Genomic DNA, 16,749 nt, shown 5'->3' on the forward strand with positions numbered 1-16,749 from the left:
CGTCGGTCAAGCGCTTCGCGCGCCGGGCGGCTCAGCCCTTCTGCTCCCCCGCGACGACGGTCGCCCAGAGGTCCTCGGTCGGCGGCTCCCACGTCGCCGGGTCGGCCTCGACCTGGTCGCCGGAGCGGATGTCCTTGACCTGGTGCGTCGTGGCCGTGCCATCGGCCGTGACCCCCGCGGGGAACCATACGAACGGGATGCCGCGCCGGTCGGCGAACCGGATCTGCTTGCCGAACTTCGCCGCCGTCGGGGCGACGTCCGTCGGGATGCCGCGGGCACGCAGCGCCGCCGCGACGCGGTCGGAGTCCCCGCGCGTCGCCTCGTCGGTCACCGCGACGAGGACGGCCGACGGGACGGCCCGGGTCGCTCGGACGAGCCCAACCGAGAGCAGCCGCGAGACGAGCCGCGAGACGCCGATCGAGAGCCCCACGCCCGGGTACGTGTTCGCGCCGTCGGACGCGAGCGTGTCGTACCGGCCGCCGGAGCAGATGGAGCCGAGGTGCTCGTGCCCGACCAGCACGGTCTCGTAGACCGAGCCCGTGTAGTAGTCGAGGCCGCGCGCGATCTTCAGGTCGGCGACGACGACCCCCGGCGCACGCTCGGCCGCAGCCGCGACGAGCGCGCCCAGCTCCTCCAGACCGGTCTCGAGCAGGTCGGTCGACGCGTCGTGGGTGGCCGCCAGGGCACGCACGCGCTCGACGACGCCCACGTCCGTGCCGGAGATCGACGCGAGCTCGAGGCACGCCGCGGCCTGCTCGGGCGTCGCGCCCGCCTCCGTGACGAGCAGCCGCGCGACCTCGTCCGGCCCGACCTTGTCGAGCTTGTCGATGCTGCGCAGCACCGCCTCGACGTCGTCGAGCCCGAGCCCGCGGTAGAAGCCCTCGGCGACCTTGCGGTTGTTGACGAGGATCCGGACCGGCGGCACGCCGACCGGTCGCAGCTCGCCCAGCGCCTCGGCCATGACGAGCGGCAGCTCGACCTCGTAGTGGTACGGCAGGTCGCCCGCGCCGACGACGTCGATGTCGGCCTGGACGAACTCGCGGAAACGGCCCTCCTGGGGTCGCTCGCCCCGCCAGACCTTCTGGATCTGGTAGCGCTTGAACGGGAACGCGAGGTGCCCGGCGTTCTCGAGCACGTAGCGCGCGAAGGGCACGGTGAGGTCGAAGTGGAGTCCGAGCTGCTTCTCGGCGCGATCGCCCCGGGCGGCCGGCTCCTCGCCCTCCTCCTGGAGGCGCCGCAGGACGTAGACCTCCTTGGAGGTCTCGCCCTTGCGCAGCAGCTGGTCGAGGGGCTCGACCGCTCGCGTCTCGATGCCTGCGAACCCGTGGAGCTCGAACGTGCGACGGAGCGAGTCGAGGACGTGCTGCTCGACGACGCGGCCGTCCGGGAGCCATTCGGGAAAGCCGGAGAGGGGTGTGGGGCGGGCCATGGCATCGATCTTTCCAGATCCGAGCCGCCGTTCCTGCGCCGGCCCGGCTGGCGGACCGGCGCGACCTGCTCAGCGTGCGGGTCGCAGGTACGGGTTGGTCGCCAGCTCACGCGCGACCGTCGTCGCGGGGCCGTGCCCGGGGAGCACGGTGAGCGCCGGGTCGAGTCGCCCGACGACGTCGCGCAGCGTCCGCGCCATCGCCGCCGGGTCGCCACCGGGCAGGTCCGTCCGCCCGACGCTCCCGGCGAAGAGGACGTCCCCGGTGAGGACGACGTCCCCGACCAGGTAGAGCACCGAGCCCGGAGTGTGTCCGGGAGCGTGCAGGACGCGGACCCGCAGCGCACCGTGCTCGAGCGCCGTCTCGCCGTCGGGCGTCACGAGGGGCAGGACGTCGTCTGCCGGCACCGAGGCACCGGCCCCGGCGGCTGCGACCGCCGCCCGCAGCGCACCGCCGACGCCCGCCGCCTCGACCTCGGAGCGCACCAGCGCGACGAGCGCGGCCTCGGGATCACCGGCGACCACCGCGTCCGCCTCGTGCACCGTCAACGGGACCCCGACCGCGGCGCAGAGCCGTCCCGCGTCCCACGTGTGGTCGGGGTGGCCGTGGGTCGCGAGCACCGCGCGGACGGTCAGGCCGCGCTCGGCGATCTCCGCGAGGACGGCGTCCGTCACGCCCGCACCCGGGTCCACGACGACGGCGTCGCGCCCCACCGAGACCACGTGGCAGGCCGCGCCGAACACCGGTGAGACGACGGTCCGGAGGATCGGGTCAGGCATGCGCCGAGCGTAGTCGTGACCGGATCGTAATGACGTGTTCGGCTCCCGGGCCCGAATTAGCCCGGGTTCAGGCGGGCATGGCTGCCTAGACTGACAGACGACTACGCCTCAGCCCTCGAGCCGGCGTGGTCGGGTCAATGGTCCGGCACCGGTCGGACGGTCGTTGACGCGGGCTCCCGCACCGGGACGCCACGTCACCATCGAAGGAGTTGAGTCGTGAGCGAGACGCCCCCGAGCACCCCGCCCGCACCGCGTCCCACGCCGCGCCCCGTGCCACGCCCGGCGCCACGGCCCGCGCCCCCCGCCGGTTCGGCGGCACCGGCGCCGGCCCCGACCACGCACGACGTCGCCCCCATCCCGGTGCCCGACGACGCGAAGGCCGTCGCGGAGGCGTCGACCTTCGGCCGCGTCGACGGCGAGGGCAACGTCTACGTGCGCGAGGCGACCGGCGAACGCGTCGTCGGCCAGTTCCCCGGCGTTCCCGACGAGCAGGCGCTGTCCCTCTACGTCCGGCGCTACCTCGACCTCCAGGCGAAGGTCGCCCTCTTCGAGGCGCGCCTCACCCAGACCGACCTCTCGGTGCGCGAGATCGACACGACGCTCGCGCACCTCACCGAGGACCTCGCCGAGCCCGCCGCCGTCGGCGACCTCGACACGCTGCGGACCCGCCTCGAGTCGGCTCGCGGCATCGCGCAGGAGCACCGCGCCCGCATCGAGACCGAGCGCGCCGCCGCCAAGGAGGACGCCCTCCAGGCGCGCACCCAGATCGTGGAGCGTGCCGAGGCCCTCGCCGCCACCGACCCCGCCCGGGTCCAGTGGAAGTCCGCCGGCGAAGAGCTGCGCTCGCTGCTCGACGCGTGGAAGAAGGCGCAGCACGACGGGCCCCGCCTCGACCGGCCCACCGAAGACGCGCTCTGGAAGCGGTTCAGCCACGCCCGCACCGCGTTCGACCGGGCACGTCGACACTTCTTCGCCGAGCTCGAGCAGCGCAACGCCGGCGCCCGGGCAGCCAAGGAAGCGATCGTCGTCGAGGCGGAGCAGCTCGCCGGCAGCACGGACTGGGGTGGCACGGCGGCGCAGTACCGGGACCTCATGGCCCGCTGGAAGGCCGCAGGCCGCGCAAACCGCAAGGACGACGACGCGCTCTGGGCCCGGTTCCGCGCTGCGCAGGACACGTTCTTCCACGCGCGCGACGAGGCGAACGCCGTCGTCGACGCCGAGTACGCGGCGAACCTCGAGGTGAAGGAGCAGATCCTCACCGAGGCGGAGACCCTCGTCCCCGTGACCGACCTCGCCCGGGCCAAGGCCGCTCTCCGCGACATCCAGGACCGCTGGGAGACGGCGGGCAAGGTGCCGCGCGCCGACGTGCAGCGGGTCGAGGGACGGCTCCGCGCCGTCGAGAACGCAGTGCGCGCGGCGGAGGACGCCGAGTGGAGCCGCTCCAACCCCGAGACGCGCGCCCGTGCGGAGGGCGCCCTGAGCCAGCTCGAGACCGCGATCGCCGGGCTCGAGGCCGACCTCGCCGCCGCCCAGGCGTCGGGCGACGCCCGCAAGGCGTCCGAGCTCGAGTCCGCACTCGACGCGCGGCGCTCCTGGCTGGAGCAGGTCTCCCGCGCCGCCGAGGACGCCCGGGGCTGACCCGCCCGACCACCGCCCGCGGGCGGATTCGTCACGGCACAGCGCTCGAAGGCCGACCGCGGCCCGCGCCGTCGTCCACAGGTCACCGGTCGAGCGTGCGCGGACCGCGCACGCTCGGCCAGGCTGGACCCGTGCTACCCGAACTCCTCTCCCCCGCCGACGTCGGCGGCGCGGTGACCTGGCGTGCCCTGTGCCGGGACGGCGCCCTCGTCCCTCTCTGGAACCACGTCGCGCACCGGGCGACCGTCCCGGTCAGCCCGGCCGTGCGTGCGAGAGCCCTGGCGACCGTGCTGCGCGGTCAGGTGGTGGTCGGCGGCACGGCGGCCGCGTGGGTGCACTGCGGCGGTCCGCCGCCACGGCGCGTCACGGCACTGCACAAGGCTCGGATGCACCGCCCCTGGCCGGACGCGGCCGTTCGGGTCGTCCAGGCGACGCTCCTCGCGAACGAGGTCGTCGACGTCGGCGGCGTGAGCGTCACCTCGGTCCAGAGGACGGGCCTGGACGTCGCGCGTGATGCGGACGTCCCGTCGGCCGTGGCCTGGCTCGCGCGCCTCACGGCGGTGGGCTTCGACGTCCGGTCGGCGCGGCTGGCGCTGGAGCGCCGGTCACGCTGGCACGGGCGGACCCGCATCCGCGAGGTCCTCGACACGTTCGAGGGCCGGCCCGTCGTCAGACCGGGAGCTGCGGCGTCTCCTCCGCGCGGGCTCCCGTGATCCGGTAGACGTCGAACACGCCGTCGACCTTGCGCACCGCCGACAGCACGGTCGCGAGGTGCGCAGGCTCCGCCATCTCGAAGACGAACCGGGAGAGCGCGACCCGGTCGTTCGACGTCGAGACGGTCGCCGACAGGATGTTCACGTGGTTGTCGGACAGGACGCGCGTCACGTCCGAGAGCAGGCGCGAACGGTCGAGCGCCTCGACCTGGATCTGCACCAGGAACAGCGTGTTCGAGCCGGTCGTCCACGACACGTCGACCATGCGCTCGGGCTGCGCCCGCAGGCTGCCCACGTTCGCGCAGTCCGTGCGGTGGACGCTCACGCCCTGACCGCGCGTGATGAACCCGACGATCTCGTCCCCGGGGACCGGGGTGCAGCACTTCGCGAGCTTGACCCACACGTCCTCGACGCCCTTGACGACGACGCCCGGGTCACCCGTGCGGACGCGCCGGGCCGAGTGCCCGGGGAGCACGACCTCGGCCACGTCCTCGGTCGTGCCGTCCTCGCCACCGAGCGCGTGCACGAGCCGCTGGACGACCGTCGCCGCGGAGACCTGCCCCTCCCCGACCGCCGCGTACAGCGCGGACACGTCGGGGTAGCGCATCTCCGAAGCGAGCACCACGAGCGACTCGTGCGACAGCAACCGCTGGATCGGGAGGTTCTGCTTGCGCATCGCCTTCGCGATCGCGTCCTTGCCGTGCTCGACGGCCTCCTCGCGACGCTCCTTGGAGAACCACTGCCGGATCTTGTTGCGGGCACGCGGGCTCTTCACGAACGCGAGCCAGTCGCGGCTCGGACCCGCGCCTTCTGCCTTGGAGGTCAGGACCTCGACGACGTCCCCGTTGTCGAGCTGGGAGTCGAGCGGGACGAGCCGGCCGTTGACGCGCGCGCCCATGGTCCGGTGCCCGACCTCGGTGTGCACCGAGTACGCGAAGTCGACCGGCGTCGAGCCCGACGGCAGCGCCTGGACCTCGCCCTTGGGCGTGAAGACGTAGACCTCGGAGCCGGCGATCTCGAACCGCAACGAGTCCAGGAACTCGGTGGGGTCGGCCGTCTCCTTCTGCCAGTCGACGAGCTGCCGGAGCCACTGCATCTCGTTGTTCTCGGAGGCGGCCTTGCCGCCGTCCGAGCCCTTGCCCGTCTCCTTGTACTTCCAGTGCGCGGCGACGCCGTACTCGGCGCGACGGTGCATCTCGTGGGTCCGGATCTGGATCTCCACGGGCTTGCCGCCCGGCCCGATGACCGTCGTGTGCAGCGACTGGTACATGTTGAACTTCGGCATCGCGATGTAGTCCTTGAACCGGCCCGGGACCGGGTTCCACCGCGCGTGCAGCGCACCGAGCGCCGCGTAGCAGTCGCGCACCGTCTCGACGAGGACGCGTGTGCCGACGAGGTCGTAGATGTCCGCGAAGTCGTGCCCGCGGACGATCATCTTCTGGTAGATCGAGTAGTAGTGCTTCGGCCGCCCCGTGACCGTGGCCTTGATCTTCGCGCTGCGCAGGTCGGAGCCGATCTGCTCACGGACCACACCGAGGTACTCCTCGCGCGCCGGTGCGCGCTCCGCGACCAGGTGCACGATCTCCTCGTACACCTTGGGGTACAGCGTCGAGAACGACAGGTCCTCGAGCTCCCACTTGATCGTGTTCATGCCGAGGCGGTGCGCGAGGGGCGCGTAGATCTCGAGGGTCTCGCGGGCCTTGCGCTCGGCCGACGACGACGGCACGAACTTCCAGGTCCGCGCGTTGTGCAGGCGGTCCGCGAGCTTGATGACGAGGACGCGGATGTCGCGGGCCATCGCCACGATCATCTTGCGGACCGTCTCGGCCTGCGCGGCGTCGCCGTACGTCACCTTGTCGAGCTTGGTGACGCCGTCGACGAGCATCGTGATCTCGTCGCCGTAGTCGGCGCGGAGCTGGTCCAGCGAGTAGTCGGTGTCCTCCACCGTGTCGTGCAGGAGCGCCGCCGCGAGGGTCGACGGCGTCATGCCGAGCTCGGCGAGGATCGTCGCGACGGCGACCGGGTGCGTGATGTACGGGTCGCCGCTCTTGCGGAACTGGCCGCGGTGCGCCTTCTCGGCCGTCACGTACGCGCGCTCGATCACGCTCACGTCGGCTCGCGGGTGGTTGGTCCGGACCGACTGGAGGAGCGGCTCGAGCGCCGGGACGCCACCGCCCCCGCGCGAGCCGAAGCGGACCAGGCGCGACCGTACGCGGGCGCCCGTCGACTCGTTGTCCGTCGTCTGCGCTCCGCGCGTGTCGGGGCTCGTGCTGCTCATGCGCCTCCCGTCCGCTCCGGAACCTCCCGGTTCGCTCGCCGACCCGAAGGCCACCGGGCCGCCGGGTTCACCAATCCTACGACCCGACGGTCAGCAGCGAGTCCACCACCAGGCCTGACAGTGCGTCGCGCCCTCCGAGCCCGTCGAGCTCGAGGAGGAAGGCGGCGCCGACGACGTCGCCCCCGCAGGCTCCCACGAGACTCACCGCCGCAGCGGCCGTCCCGCCGGTGGCGAGCACGTCGTCGACGATGAGAACGCGCGAACCGGGGCTGACTGTTCCCGTCCGGACCTCGAGCGTCGCGGAACCGTACTCGAGGTCGTACGTCACGGACTCGACGGGCGGCGGCAGCTTGCCGGCCTTGCGCAGTGGCACGAACCCGACCCCGAGCCTCACGGCGAGTGCGGCGCCGAGCACGAAGCCACGGGCCTCCATCCCCGCCACGGTGTCGACGGGACCGTGGTGGGCGACCAGGTCGGCCAGCGAGTCCACCGCACCGTTGAACGCGACGGCGTCGGCGAGGAGGGGCGTGATGTCGCGGAACGTCACACCCGGCGTCGGGTAGTCGGGCACGGCGCGCACGAGCGCGCCGAGCCCGTCCAGCTCCCGAGCGTCGGGCGTCGTCAACGCTTCCGCCGGGGCTGCGCCTTGATGCCCTGGTGCGCACCGGGCTGGAGCTGCGCCGAGCCGACGCTCGCCACCAGGTCGGGGTCGTCGCCCTGTTCCGCGGCCTGCGCGCGCGCGGCCAGGATCTTCGCGGTGTTCGCCTTGATCGCGGGCTCGCGCTCGCGCAGGGTCACCTCGAGGGGCGTCGCGAGGAAGATCGACGAGATCGTGCCCACGGCGATACCGACGAAGAGCGAGAGCGCGATGTCGCGCAGCGTCCCGGCGCCGAGCAGGAAGCCTCCGACGAAGAGGATGCCGCCGACAGGCAGCAGCGCCACGACGCCCGTGTTGATCGACCGGACGAGCGTCTGGTTGACGGCGAGGTTCGCACGCTCCGCGTACGTGGCGCGCGTCTGGTCGACGATGCCCGCGGTGTTCTCGCGGACCTTGTCGAAGACCACGACCTTGTCGTACAGCGAGTAGCCGAGGATCGTCAGGAAGCCGATCACCGTGGACGGGGTGACCTCCCACCCGACGACCGCGTACACGCCGGCCGAGATCACGAGGTCCGCCATGAGCGCGATGATCGCGGCGAGCGACATCCGCCAGTTGCGGAAGTAGATCGCCATGAACGCCGCGACGAGCAGGACGAACGCGATGACGCCCTCGATGGCCTTCTTCGACACGTCCGAGCCCCAGGTCGGGCCGATGAACTCGGCGCCGACGTCCTTCGCAGCATCGACGTCGAACGTCTTCGCCAGAGCCGTCTTGACCTGATCGGTCTCGTCCTTGCTCAGCGTTCCCGTACGCACCTGCAGACCGTTGCTTCCGAGGTTCACCACCTCGGGCTCCTCGGAGGGCGCGACCGACTGGACCGCGTCGACGGCCTTGTCCTGGGACGGGTTGTCGATGTTCGTGATCGTGAACTCGGAACCGCCCTCGAAGTCGATCCCGAGGTTGAAGCCCTTGGTGCCGAGCACGAGCAGGGACAGCGCCACGAGGGCGCCGGTGATCCAGAACCACAGGGCGCGGCGCTGGACGATCTTGTACGAGCGACGACCGGTGTACAGGTCGTTGCCCCACTGGGCCATGCTCCCGGCGGCCATCAGCGGTTCTCCTCGGTCGTCGAGTCGGTCGTGGGGGCGTCGGCGTCGGCCGCTGCCGCGCGCTCGGCGGCGCGGCGCTCGGCGATCGTCATGCGGCGGCCGTCCGGTGCGGTCGCAGGAGCCGCGGTCGGACGCTCGCTCGCTGCCCGCGCACCCCGTTCGGGACCGGCGGGCACGAGCGCGCCTTGGTCCGCTTCCTCCGGGAGGTCAGCGCCCGACTCGGGCGGCGGCGCTCCGACCGCGGCGCCGGCGACCTCGAACTTGCCTGCACCCTTATAGCGCATCCCCCGCTGCAGGCGGTAAGTCTCCGGCGAGAGACCCGAACCCGGCTTTCCGTCGCGGAAGTACGGGACGCGGGCGAGCAGCTCCATCATCGGGTGCGTGAACCAGAACACGACGATGACGTCGATGATCACCGTCAGGCCGAGCGTGAACGCGAAGCCCTGCACGCCGCCGACGGCGAGGTAGTACAGCACGATCGCCGAGATCAGGTTCACGGTCTTGGCCGCGAGCACCGTGCGACGCGCGCGCTCCCAGCCTCGCTCGATCGCACCGACCAGAGGTCTGCCGTCGCGCAGCTCGTCTCGGATGCGTTCGAAGTACACGATGAACGAGTCGGCTGTGAAGCCGATCGCCACGATCAGGCCGGCGACGCCCGGCAGGGACAGGCGGTAGCCCATCCGCCACGACAGCAGCGTGATCACGCCGTACGTGAGGACACCCGCGACAACCAGCGACGCGATGGTCAGCAGGCCGAGCAGGCGGTACTGGAACATCGAGTAGATGACGACGAGCACCATGCCGATGAGACCCGCGAGCAGACCCTTCTGCAGCTGCTCCGAGCCGAGGGTCGCGGAGATCTGCTCCTGGCTCTGCACCTCGAACTGGAGCGGGAGGGCACCGAAGTTGAGCTGGTTGGCGAGCGTCGCGGCGCTCTGGCGCGTGAAGCTGCCCGAGATCTGCGACGAGTTCCCGGTGATGCCGGTGCTCGCGTACTGGGAGTCCACACTCGGGGCCTCGATGACGAGGCCGTCGAGGACCATGCCGAACTGGTTGCGCGGGGCCTGGCCCGCCTGGTCGAGCTGGGCGAGCCGCTTCGTCATCGCCGTCTGCTTCTTGGCGCCCTGGGACGTGAACTTGATGTTCACGACCCACTTGTTCGTGGTGACGCCCTGCGACGTGGTCTCGAGGCCCGAGGTCGCGCTCTTGATCTCGGTGCCCTCGATCTCGACCGGTCCGAGGATGTACTTGGCCGAGCCGTCCTGCGAGCAGGTCACGAGCACCTTGTCGGGGTCGTCCCCGCCGCCGCCCTTGAGGTTCTTCTTGTCCAGGCAGTCGAGGTCGTCGTACTTCTTCTGGTCGGCGGCCGTGATCTGCGAGAGCGAGCTGAGCCCGTCCCCGCCGCTGAGCGAGTCCGAGCTGGACGTCGAGTCCGAGGTGGACGTCGGCGTCGGCGTCGGCGTGGACGCCGCGTTCACGACGGTCGCGCTCTTCTTCACGTACGACGCGTTCTCGACCTGCGCGGTCGGGCCGCCCTCGTAGGCCGAGTTCTTGTTCGTCGCGGTGGGGGTCGACTTGGACTCGTCCTTCGAACCCGACGTGGAGGTCGGCGTCGGCGTGCTCGTCGCCGTCGGGCTGCTGGTCGCGGCGGAAGCGGCCGCCGTCTGCTGCGCAGCCGTGAGCGGGCTGCCGATCACGAGCACGGGCCGGATCCGCATCTGCGCGGACTTGCTCACCAGGTCGATCGTGTCCTGCGACGGGTTGCCCGGCAGCGCCACGACGATCTGCTTGTCACCCTGCTTGCTGATCTGCGCCTCGGACACGCCCGAGGAGTCGACGCGCTGGCGGATCACGTCGATCGCCTGGTCGAGCGCCTCGGCGGTGACCTTCGAGCCGTCCGTCGTGCTCGCCTTGAGCGTGAGCTGCGTGCCCCCCTCGAGGTCGAGCGCCAGCTTCGGCGTCCACGACGCGTTCGAGATCGCGGCACCCACACCGATCGTGCCGAAGAGCGCGGCGGTGAGGATCAGCAGGATCAGCAGGACGCGGCCCGGGTGGGACTTCGCGTGGTTGGTGGTGGCCAACGGTATGTCTCTTCTCGTGCGCGCCGCCGGAGCGACGTCGATGGCAGGGAGTCGAGCGGGACCGCGCAGGGCGGGCCGGTGGTGCTCCGGGCGGGTGCTACTTCGCCGCGTCGCCCTTCCCGGTGTCGTCGGGACGCTGGCCCTTGTCCTTGATCGTGCCGTCGTCGGACAGCCCGGAGAGGTCGTCCGGGACCTCGAGCACGTCGTCGTCCTGCGTGTCGGACGTCGTCGCGTCCGCAGGCACGTCCGCCGCGGGAGTGGTGGGCTCGACGACCTTGGCGATGGCGGCGCGGACCCAGCGGGACCGGGTGCCCGGCGTCGACTCGATCGTGATCTCGTCGCCGTCGACCTCGACGATGCGGCCGAGCATGCCGGACGCGGTCATGACGTCCTGCCCCGGCGTGAGGTTGGCGCGGAACGACTGGGCGTCCTTCTGGCGCTTCTGGGTGCGGCGCGAGAGGAAGAACAGGCCGACCAGCAGCACGAGGAGGATGATCAGGAACGTGTAGTTGCTGCCACCGGACTTGCCGTCGTTGGCGGCGGCCTCGGTCACGGCTGCCTGGATGACGTGCTGCATGTGTCGCTGCTCCTCGTGCGCGTGCGGTTCTCACCGCGCCGCGCGTTGGCTGGGTTGGCCCGACGCCCCCGCGCGCTCGGGTCGCCCGGCGCGGGTGTCACCCCGAGGGGCGCGCCGCAGCACGGTCGACGCCGGCACGCGTCTGCGCCGACAGGTCCGCAACAGTCTAGGCCCTGAACAGGGCAGGCTGGTCCGCCGGTGGTTCGAGCCCGAGATGGCTCCATGCGGCGGGCGTCGCGACCCTACCGCGGGGCGTGCGGGCGACGTACCCCTCGCGCACGAGATACGGCTCGGCGACGGTCTCGACGGTCTCCGCCTCCTCGCCGACGGTCATGGCGAGCGTGCCGAGTCCGACCGGGCCTCCCCCGAACCGGCGGCACAGCGCGTCGAGCACGGCGCGGTCCAGCCGGTCGAGCCCGATCGGGTCCACCTCGTAGACCTCGAGCGCGGCGCGGGCCGCGGCCAGGTCGAGCCGACCGTCACCGCGCACCTGCGCCCAGTCCCGGACGCGGCGGAGCAGGCGGTTCGCGATGCGCGGCGTACCGCGCGACCGCCGCGCGATCTCGGCCGCGGCGTCGGCGGCGAGCGGGACGTCGAGCAGGCGCGCCGACCGGTGCAGCACCTTCTCGAGCTCGGACGAGCTGTAGTAGTCGAGGTGCCCTGTGAAGCCGAACCGGTCGCGCAGCGGGGCGGGCAGGAGTCCGGCCCGGGTGGTCGCGCCGACCACGGTGAACGGCGGCAGCGCCAGCGGGATCGCGCTCGCACCAGCGCCCTTGCCGACGACGACGTCGACCCGGAAGTCCTCCATCGCGACGTACAGCAGCTCCTCGGCGGGACGGGCGAGCCGGTGGATCTCGTCGAGGAAGAGCACCTCGCCCTCCTCGAGCGAGCTGAGGACCGCCGCGAGGTCGCCCGCGTGCTGGATGGCCGGACCGCTCGTGACGCGCAGCGACGAACCCAGCTCGGCCGCGACGATCATGGCGAGCGTCGTCTTGCCCAGCCCGGGTGGCCCGGACAACAGGACGTGGTCGGGTGGCGCACCGCGCGACGTCGCGGCCTCGAGCACGAGCGAGAGCTGCTCGCGCACCACGTGCTGGCCGACGAACTCGTCGAGCCGTCGAGGACGGAGCGCGGCCTCTGCTGCGCGCTCGACGTCGTCGGCCGACGCCGTCACGAGCCGCTCGGTGCCGAGGTCGCGCTCCTCGTCGCGCGCGAGCTCAGCCACGTCGCCCGCCCAGGAGGCGCAGGGCAGCGCGGAGCGTGGCGGCGACCTGCTCGGACGGCGTGCCCGTCGGCGCATCCCCGTCGCTGTCCTCACGGACCGCGTCGACGGCTTCTTCCGCGACCTTCTGGGTCCAGCCGAGACCGACGAGCGCCGAGACGACCTCGTCGCGGCGGGCATCATCACCGCCCGCGCCGGCACCGGCCGCGGCGGCCGAGCCGGTCCCGACGGGCGCCCCGAGCTTGCCGCTGAGCTCGAGCACGATCCGCTGCGCGGACTTGCGGCCGATGCCGGGCACGCGCTCGAGCGCCTTGAGGTCCTCCCCTGCGACGGCGGCGCGCAGCGCCTCGGGGCTGTGCACGGCAAGCATGGCGAGCGCGAGCCGCGGGCCGACGCCCGAGACCGACTGGACGGTCTCGAAGACGGCGCGCTCGTCGTCGTCGGCGAAACCGAACACGGTCATCGCGTCCTCGCGGACGACGAGCGAGGTGAAGAGCGTGACCGTGGCGCCGTGCCGGAGCGTTCCGAGGGTGCCGGGGGTCGCGTGCACGAGGTAGCCGACGCCGTTCACGTCGAGGACGGCGGAGTCGAGGCGGATCCCTGCGACGGTCCCGGTCAGGTGTGCGATCACCGCTGGCTGGCCCCTCTACGAACAGGTGTACGAACGGCCACCACCCTAACGTCCCTGGACCCCCGACGGGGTCCGACGCGCCGCCTGCTCGGCGGCGGCCCAGGCGCGCTGGGCGGGGGTGAGCTCGTGCCGGTCGCCGCCCTGCAGCGCACCGGCGGGACGCCACAGGTGGCAGATGGCGAGCGCGAGCGCGTCGGCGGCGTCGGCGGGCCTGGGCAGGTCGGCGAGCCCCAGGAGCCGCGCGACCATGCGCTGCACCTGCTCCTTGCCGGCGCGCCCGCTTCCCGTGACGGCGGCCTTGACCTCGCTGGGCGTGTGCAGGGCGACGGGGACCTTGCGGCGAGCGGCCGCCACCATGGCCAGACCGGCGACCTGCGCGGTCCCCATCACCGTCCCGACGTTGTGCTGCGCGAAAACCCGCTCGATGGCCACCACGTCCGGAACGTGGGCGTCCATCCACCTGTCGATCGAGTCGGCGACCTCGGCCAACCGGAGGTCCACCGTCACGGTGGGCTCGGTGCGGATCACCCCGACGTCGACCAGCACGGCCTTCCGGCTCCCGGCGGAGTCCACCACGCCGACCCCGCACCGGGTCAGCCCCGGATCGATCCCCAGCACGCGCACACGCACACCCTCTCACTCACCGAGGCTGCGCCGTCGTCGCCACACCGGCCGCCCCGCGCGCCAGACCTGGAGGCGAGACGTCACCCGACGACGATCACTCCTCGTCGAGCTCCGCCATGACCTCGTCGCTGGCCGAGAAGTTCGCGTACACGTTCTGCACGTCGTCGCTGTCCTCGAGCGCGTCGATGAGGCGCAGGATCTTCCGCGCACCCTCGACGTCGACCTCGACCTCCATGGACGGGTGCCAGATGGAGTCGGCGGAGTCGTACTCGATGCCGGCCTCCTGGATGGCGGTGCGCACGGCGACGAGGTCCGTGGCCTCGCAGAGCACCTCGAACACCTCGCCGTCGTCGGTCACGTCCTCCGCCCCCGCGTCGAGCGCGGCCAGCATGACGTCGTCCTCGGTCACCCCGTCGGCCTTGGGCACGATGACCTGCCCCTTGCGCGAGAACAGGTACGACACCGAGCCCGGGTCGGCGAGGCTGCCGCCGTTGCGGGAGAACGCGGTGCGCACCTCGGCGGCCGCCCGGTTCTTGTTGTCGGTGAGGCACTCGACGAGCACGGCGATCCCGCCGGTGCCGTAGCCCTCGTACATGATGGTCTGGTAGTCGACGGCGTCGGCGCCCTCACCGGAGCCGCGCTTGACGGCGCGGTCGATGTTGTCGTTGGGGACCGAGGTCTTCTTGGCCTTCTGGATGGCGTCGAAGAGCGTCGGGTTGCCGGCGGGGTCACCGCCACCGGTGCGGGCGGCGACCTCGATGTTCTTGATGAGCTTGGCGAAGAGCTTGCCGCGCTTCGCGTCGATCACGGCCTTCTTGTGCTTGGTCGTGGCCCACTTGGAGTGACCTGACATCGACTACGACTCCTTGACGATCTGGACGAAGTGTTCGTGCACGCGCCGGTCCCCCGAGATCTCGGGGTGGAACGAGGTGGCGAGCAACGAGCCCTGGCGAACTGCCACGATCTTACCGGCGACCGGTTCGGGGTAGTCGTCGGGGATGCGGGAGAGGACGTCGACGCCGTCGCCGACGTCCTCGATCCAGGGGGCACGGATGAAGACGGCATGGACGGGCCCGCCGTCGAGCTGCGCGAACGGGAGGTCGGCCTCGAAGGAGTCGACCTGGCGTCCGAAGGCGTTACGGCGGACCGTGGCGTGGAGCCCGCCGAGGGTCTGCTGGTCGCTCGTGCCGCCGAGGACACGGTCCGCGAGCAGGATCATGCCGGCGCACGAGCCGTAGACGGGGAGACCGTCCGCGATCCGGGCCCGCAACGGCTCGTAGAGCTCGAAGATCCGCAGGAGCTTGTCGATGGTCGTGGACTCGCCGCCGGGGAGCACGAGGCCGTCGACGGCGGCGAGCTCCTCGGGGCGGCGGACGGCGACCGCGCGTGCCCCGGAGGCTTCGAGCGCAGCGCGGTGCTCGCGGACATCGCCTTGGAGCGCGAGGACGCCGATGGTGGGGGTGCTGCTCACGAGCGGTTCTGCTCCTTCGTGGCTCGGTGGTCGGGGCTCGACGAACGGGGTCAGTCGTGCTCGGTGCCGAGGTGACGGACCGCACCGTCCCAGCCGCGGGCGAGCTGGTCGAGGACGTCGGGCAGGGCGGTCGGAAAGTACTCGAGGGGTTGGGCGCGCAGCTCGTCGGCGCTGAGCCAGGCGAGCTCGTCGAGGAGCTCGCGCTCGTCGTCGGTCCAGCCGGTGCGGTCGGGGCCGTCGACGTGCGGGACGACCGCCGCGTAGAAGACCTCGTCCTGCCGGCAGGTCTCCTTGAAGAAGTCGAAGATGCCGACGCGCGTGAGCACGGGCCCGACGAGCTGGGCGGGTTCCAGGACGATGCCGGTCTCCTCCCGGACCTCGCGCACCGCCGCCTCGGCGGCCGTCTCGTCGCCGTCGATCCCGCCCCCGACGGTGAACCACCACGACCGCTCGGGCTGGTCCGCATCGTGCCCGCGCACGAGCAGAGCCCGCCCGGCGTCGTCGAGCAGGATGACGCGGGCCGCACGGCGGGACCGGACGCCGTCGGGCCCGACGGTCCAGTCCGCACCCAGGGAGGAGGCCCGCGCCGTCTCCTCCGCGCCCGACCGCTCCGTGGTCACCAGCCGCGCTCGGCCAGGCGGTGCGGGACGGGGATGTCGTCGACGTTGATGCCGACCATCGCCTCGCCGAGGCCGCGCGACACCTTGGCGATGACGTCGGGGTCGTCGTAGAACGTGGTCGCCTTGACGATCGCGGCCGCGCGCTGCGCCGGGTTGCCCGACTTGAAGATGCCGGAGCCGACGAACACGCCCTCGGCACCGAGCTGCATCATCATCGCGGCGTCCGCCGGAGTCGCGATGCCTCCCGCGGTGAACATGACGACGGGGAGCTTGCCGGTCGCGGCGACCTCCTTGACGAGCTCGTACGGCGCCTGGAGCTCCTTCGCGGCGACGAACAGCTCGTCCTCGGGAAGGGACGTGAGGCGCTTGATCTCGGCACGGATGGTGCGCATGTGCGTGGTGGCGTTCGAGACGTCGCCGGTGCCGGCCTCGCCCTTGGAGCGGATCATGGCCGCGCCCTCGGTGATGCGTCGCAGGGCCTCGCCGAGGTTGGTCGCGCCGCACACGAACGGCACCGTGAACTGCCACTTGTCGATGTGGTTCGCGTAGTCGGCGGGCGTCAGCACCTCGGACTCGTCGACGTAGTCGACGCCGAGGCTCTGGAGCACCTGCGCCTCGACGAAGTGGCCGATGCGGGCCTTCGCCATGACGGGGATCGACACGGCGGCGATGATGCCGTCGATCATGTCGGGGTCGCTCATGCGCGAGACGCCGCCCTGCGCACGGATGTCCGCGGGCACGCGCTCGAGGGCCATGACGGCGACGGCACCGGCGTCTTCGGCGATCTTGGCCTGCTCGGGCGTGACGACGTCCATGATGACGCCACCCTTGAGCATCTCCGCCATGCCGCGCTTGACGCGGGCCGTCCCGACGGCGGCCGTGGAGGCCGCCTGGTCGTTCTGCGGGGCGGGCGACGGGGTGGAAGAGGACGGCGCAGACGACACGGTGGGACCTCGCGGGGTGGCTGGGAGGTGGATG

The 16,749-nt window shown here is 72.0% G+C and carries 16 protein-coding genes; 2 read left to right on the forward strand and 14 right to left on the reverse strand.

Annotated elements, in window-relative coordinates; genetic code table 11:
* Positions 1-31 precede the first annotated feature (31 nt).
* Positions 32-1,429, reverse strand: coding sequence for a histidine--tRNA ligase (hisS, locus tag KDY119_RS09380; protein WP_036950090.1), 1,398 nt, complete (start codon positions 1,427-1,429; stop codon positions 32-34).
* Positions 1,430-1,498: 69 nt separating this feature from the next.
* Positions 1,499-2,206: an MBL fold metallo-hydrolase gene (locus KDY119_RS09385; protein WP_153022239.1), complete on the reverse strand. Its 708-nt coding sequence runs from the start codon at positions 2,204-2,206 to the stop codon at positions 1,499-1,501.
* 216 nt (positions 2,207-2,422) lie between these two features.
* On the opposite strand from KDY119_RS09385, the gene KDY119_RS09390 reads away from it, so the two are divergent.
* Positions 2,423-3,844 (forward strand): DUF349 domain-containing protein, encoded by a 1,422-nt coding sequence (locus KDY119_RS09390; RefSeq protein WP_153022240.1) that lies wholly within the window; start codon positions 2,423-2,425, stop codon positions 3,842-3,844.
* A gap of 131 nt (positions 3,845-3,975) precedes the next feature.
* Entirely contained in the window at positions 3,976-4,557 is a 582-nt protein-coding gene (locus KDY119_RS09395; protein WP_148284139.1) for a hypothetical protein, read from the forward strand.
* On the opposite strand, the gene KDY119_RS09400 is transcribed toward KDY119_RS09395, so the two are convergent.
* The 12 genes from KDY119_RS09400 to pdxS all read right to left on the reverse strand — a co-directional run bounded on the left by KDY119_RS09400 (position 4,514) and on the right by pdxS (position 16,715).
* Positions 4,514-6,835: a RelA/SpoT family protein gene (locus tag KDY119_RS09400; RefSeq protein WP_153022241.1), complete on the reverse strand. Its 2,322-nt coding sequence runs from the start codon at positions 6,833-6,835 to the stop codon at positions 4,514-4,516. The genes KDY119_RS09395 and KDY119_RS09400 overlap by 44 nt on opposite strands.
* 76 nt (positions 6,836-6,911) lie before the next feature.
* Positions 6,912-7,460 (reverse strand): adenine phosphoribosyltransferase, encoded by a 549-nt coding sequence (locus tag KDY119_RS09405; RefSeq protein WP_036950086.1) that lies wholly within the window; start codon positions 7,458-7,460, stop codon positions 6,912-6,914.
* A complete protein-coding gene (secF, locus tag KDY119_RS09410; RefSeq protein ID WP_036950084.1) occupies positions 7,457-8,545 on the reverse strand; it encodes a protein translocase subunit SecF in 1,089 nt (362 codons plus the stop codon). The genes KDY119_RS09405 and secF overlap by 4 nt, the downstream gene beginning before the upstream one ends.
* On the reverse strand, positions 8,545-10,626 hold the full coding sequence (gene secD, locus KDY119_RS09415; protein WP_036950082.1) for a protein translocase subunit SecD: 2,082 nt from the start codon (positions 10,624-10,626) through the stop codon (positions 8,545-8,547). Before secD ends, secF begins: the two co-directional genes overlap by 1 nt.
* Positions 10,627-10,723: 97 nt before the next feature.
* Positions 10,724-11,203: a preprotein translocase subunit YajC gene (gene yajC, locus KDY119_RS09420; protein ID WP_083890824.1), complete on the reverse strand. Its 480-nt coding sequence runs from the start codon at positions 11,201-11,203 to the stop codon at positions 10,724-10,726.
* Positions 11,204-11,369: 166 nt separating this feature from the next.
* Positions 11,370-12,428: a Holliday junction branch migration DNA helicase RuvB gene (gene ruvB, locus KDY119_RS09425; RefSeq protein ID WP_227994277.1), complete on the reverse strand. Its 1,059-nt coding sequence runs from the start codon at positions 12,426-12,428 to the stop codon at positions 11,370-11,372.
* Positions 12,421-13,056: a Holliday junction branch migration protein RuvA gene (gene ruvA / locus KDY119_RS09430; protein ID WP_036950080.1), complete on the reverse strand. Its 636-nt coding sequence runs from the start codon at positions 13,054-13,056 to the stop codon at positions 12,421-12,423. Before ruvA ends, ruvB begins: the two co-directional genes overlap by 8 nt.
* A gap of 45 nt (positions 13,057-13,101) precedes the next feature.
* Positions 13,102-13,680 carry a crossover junction endodeoxyribonuclease RuvC gene (ruvC, locus tag KDY119_RS09435; RefSeq protein ID WP_036950078.1) on the reverse strand — a complete coding sequence of 193 codons (579 nt, stop codon included), beginning with the start codon at positions 13,678-13,680 and terminating at the stop codon, positions 13,102-13,104.
* Between the two features lie 94 nt (positions 13,681-13,774).
* Positions 13,775-14,533 carry a YebC/PmpR family DNA-binding transcriptional regulator gene (locus KDY119_RS09440; RefSeq protein ID WP_036950076.1) on the reverse strand — a complete coding sequence of 253 codons (759 nt, stop codon included), beginning with the start codon at positions 14,531-14,533 and terminating at the stop codon, positions 13,775-13,777.
* A 3-nt stretch (positions 14,534-14,536) separates the two neighbouring features.
* A complete protein-coding gene (gene pdxT / locus KDY119_RS09445) occupies positions 14,537-15,151 on the reverse strand; it encodes a pyridoxal 5'-phosphate synthase glutaminase subunit PdxT (protein WP_153022243.1) in 615 nt (204 codons plus the stop codon).
* 50 nt (positions 15,152-15,201) lie between these two features.
* Positions 15,202-15,771, reverse strand: a complete 570-nt coding sequence (locus KDY119_RS09450) for an NUDIX hydrolase (protein ID WP_051136538.1) — start codon at positions 15,769-15,771, stop codon at positions 15,202-15,204.
* Complete coding sequence (pdxS, locus tag KDY119_RS09455) at positions 15,768-16,715, reverse strand: pyridoxal 5'-phosphate synthase lyase subunit PdxS (protein WP_036950070.1); 948 nt, start codon at positions 16,713-16,715, stop codon at positions 15,768-15,770. Before pdxS ends, KDY119_RS09450 begins: the two co-directional genes overlap by 4 nt.
* Positions 16,716-16,749 lie beyond the last annotated feature (34 nt).

Origin of the sequence: Luteimicrobium xylanilyticum (assembly GCF_009429125.1) — a bacterium.
Lineage (GTDB): Bacteria > Actinomycetota > Actinomycetes > Actinomycetales > Cellulomonadaceae > Luteimicrobium > Luteimicrobium xylanilyticum.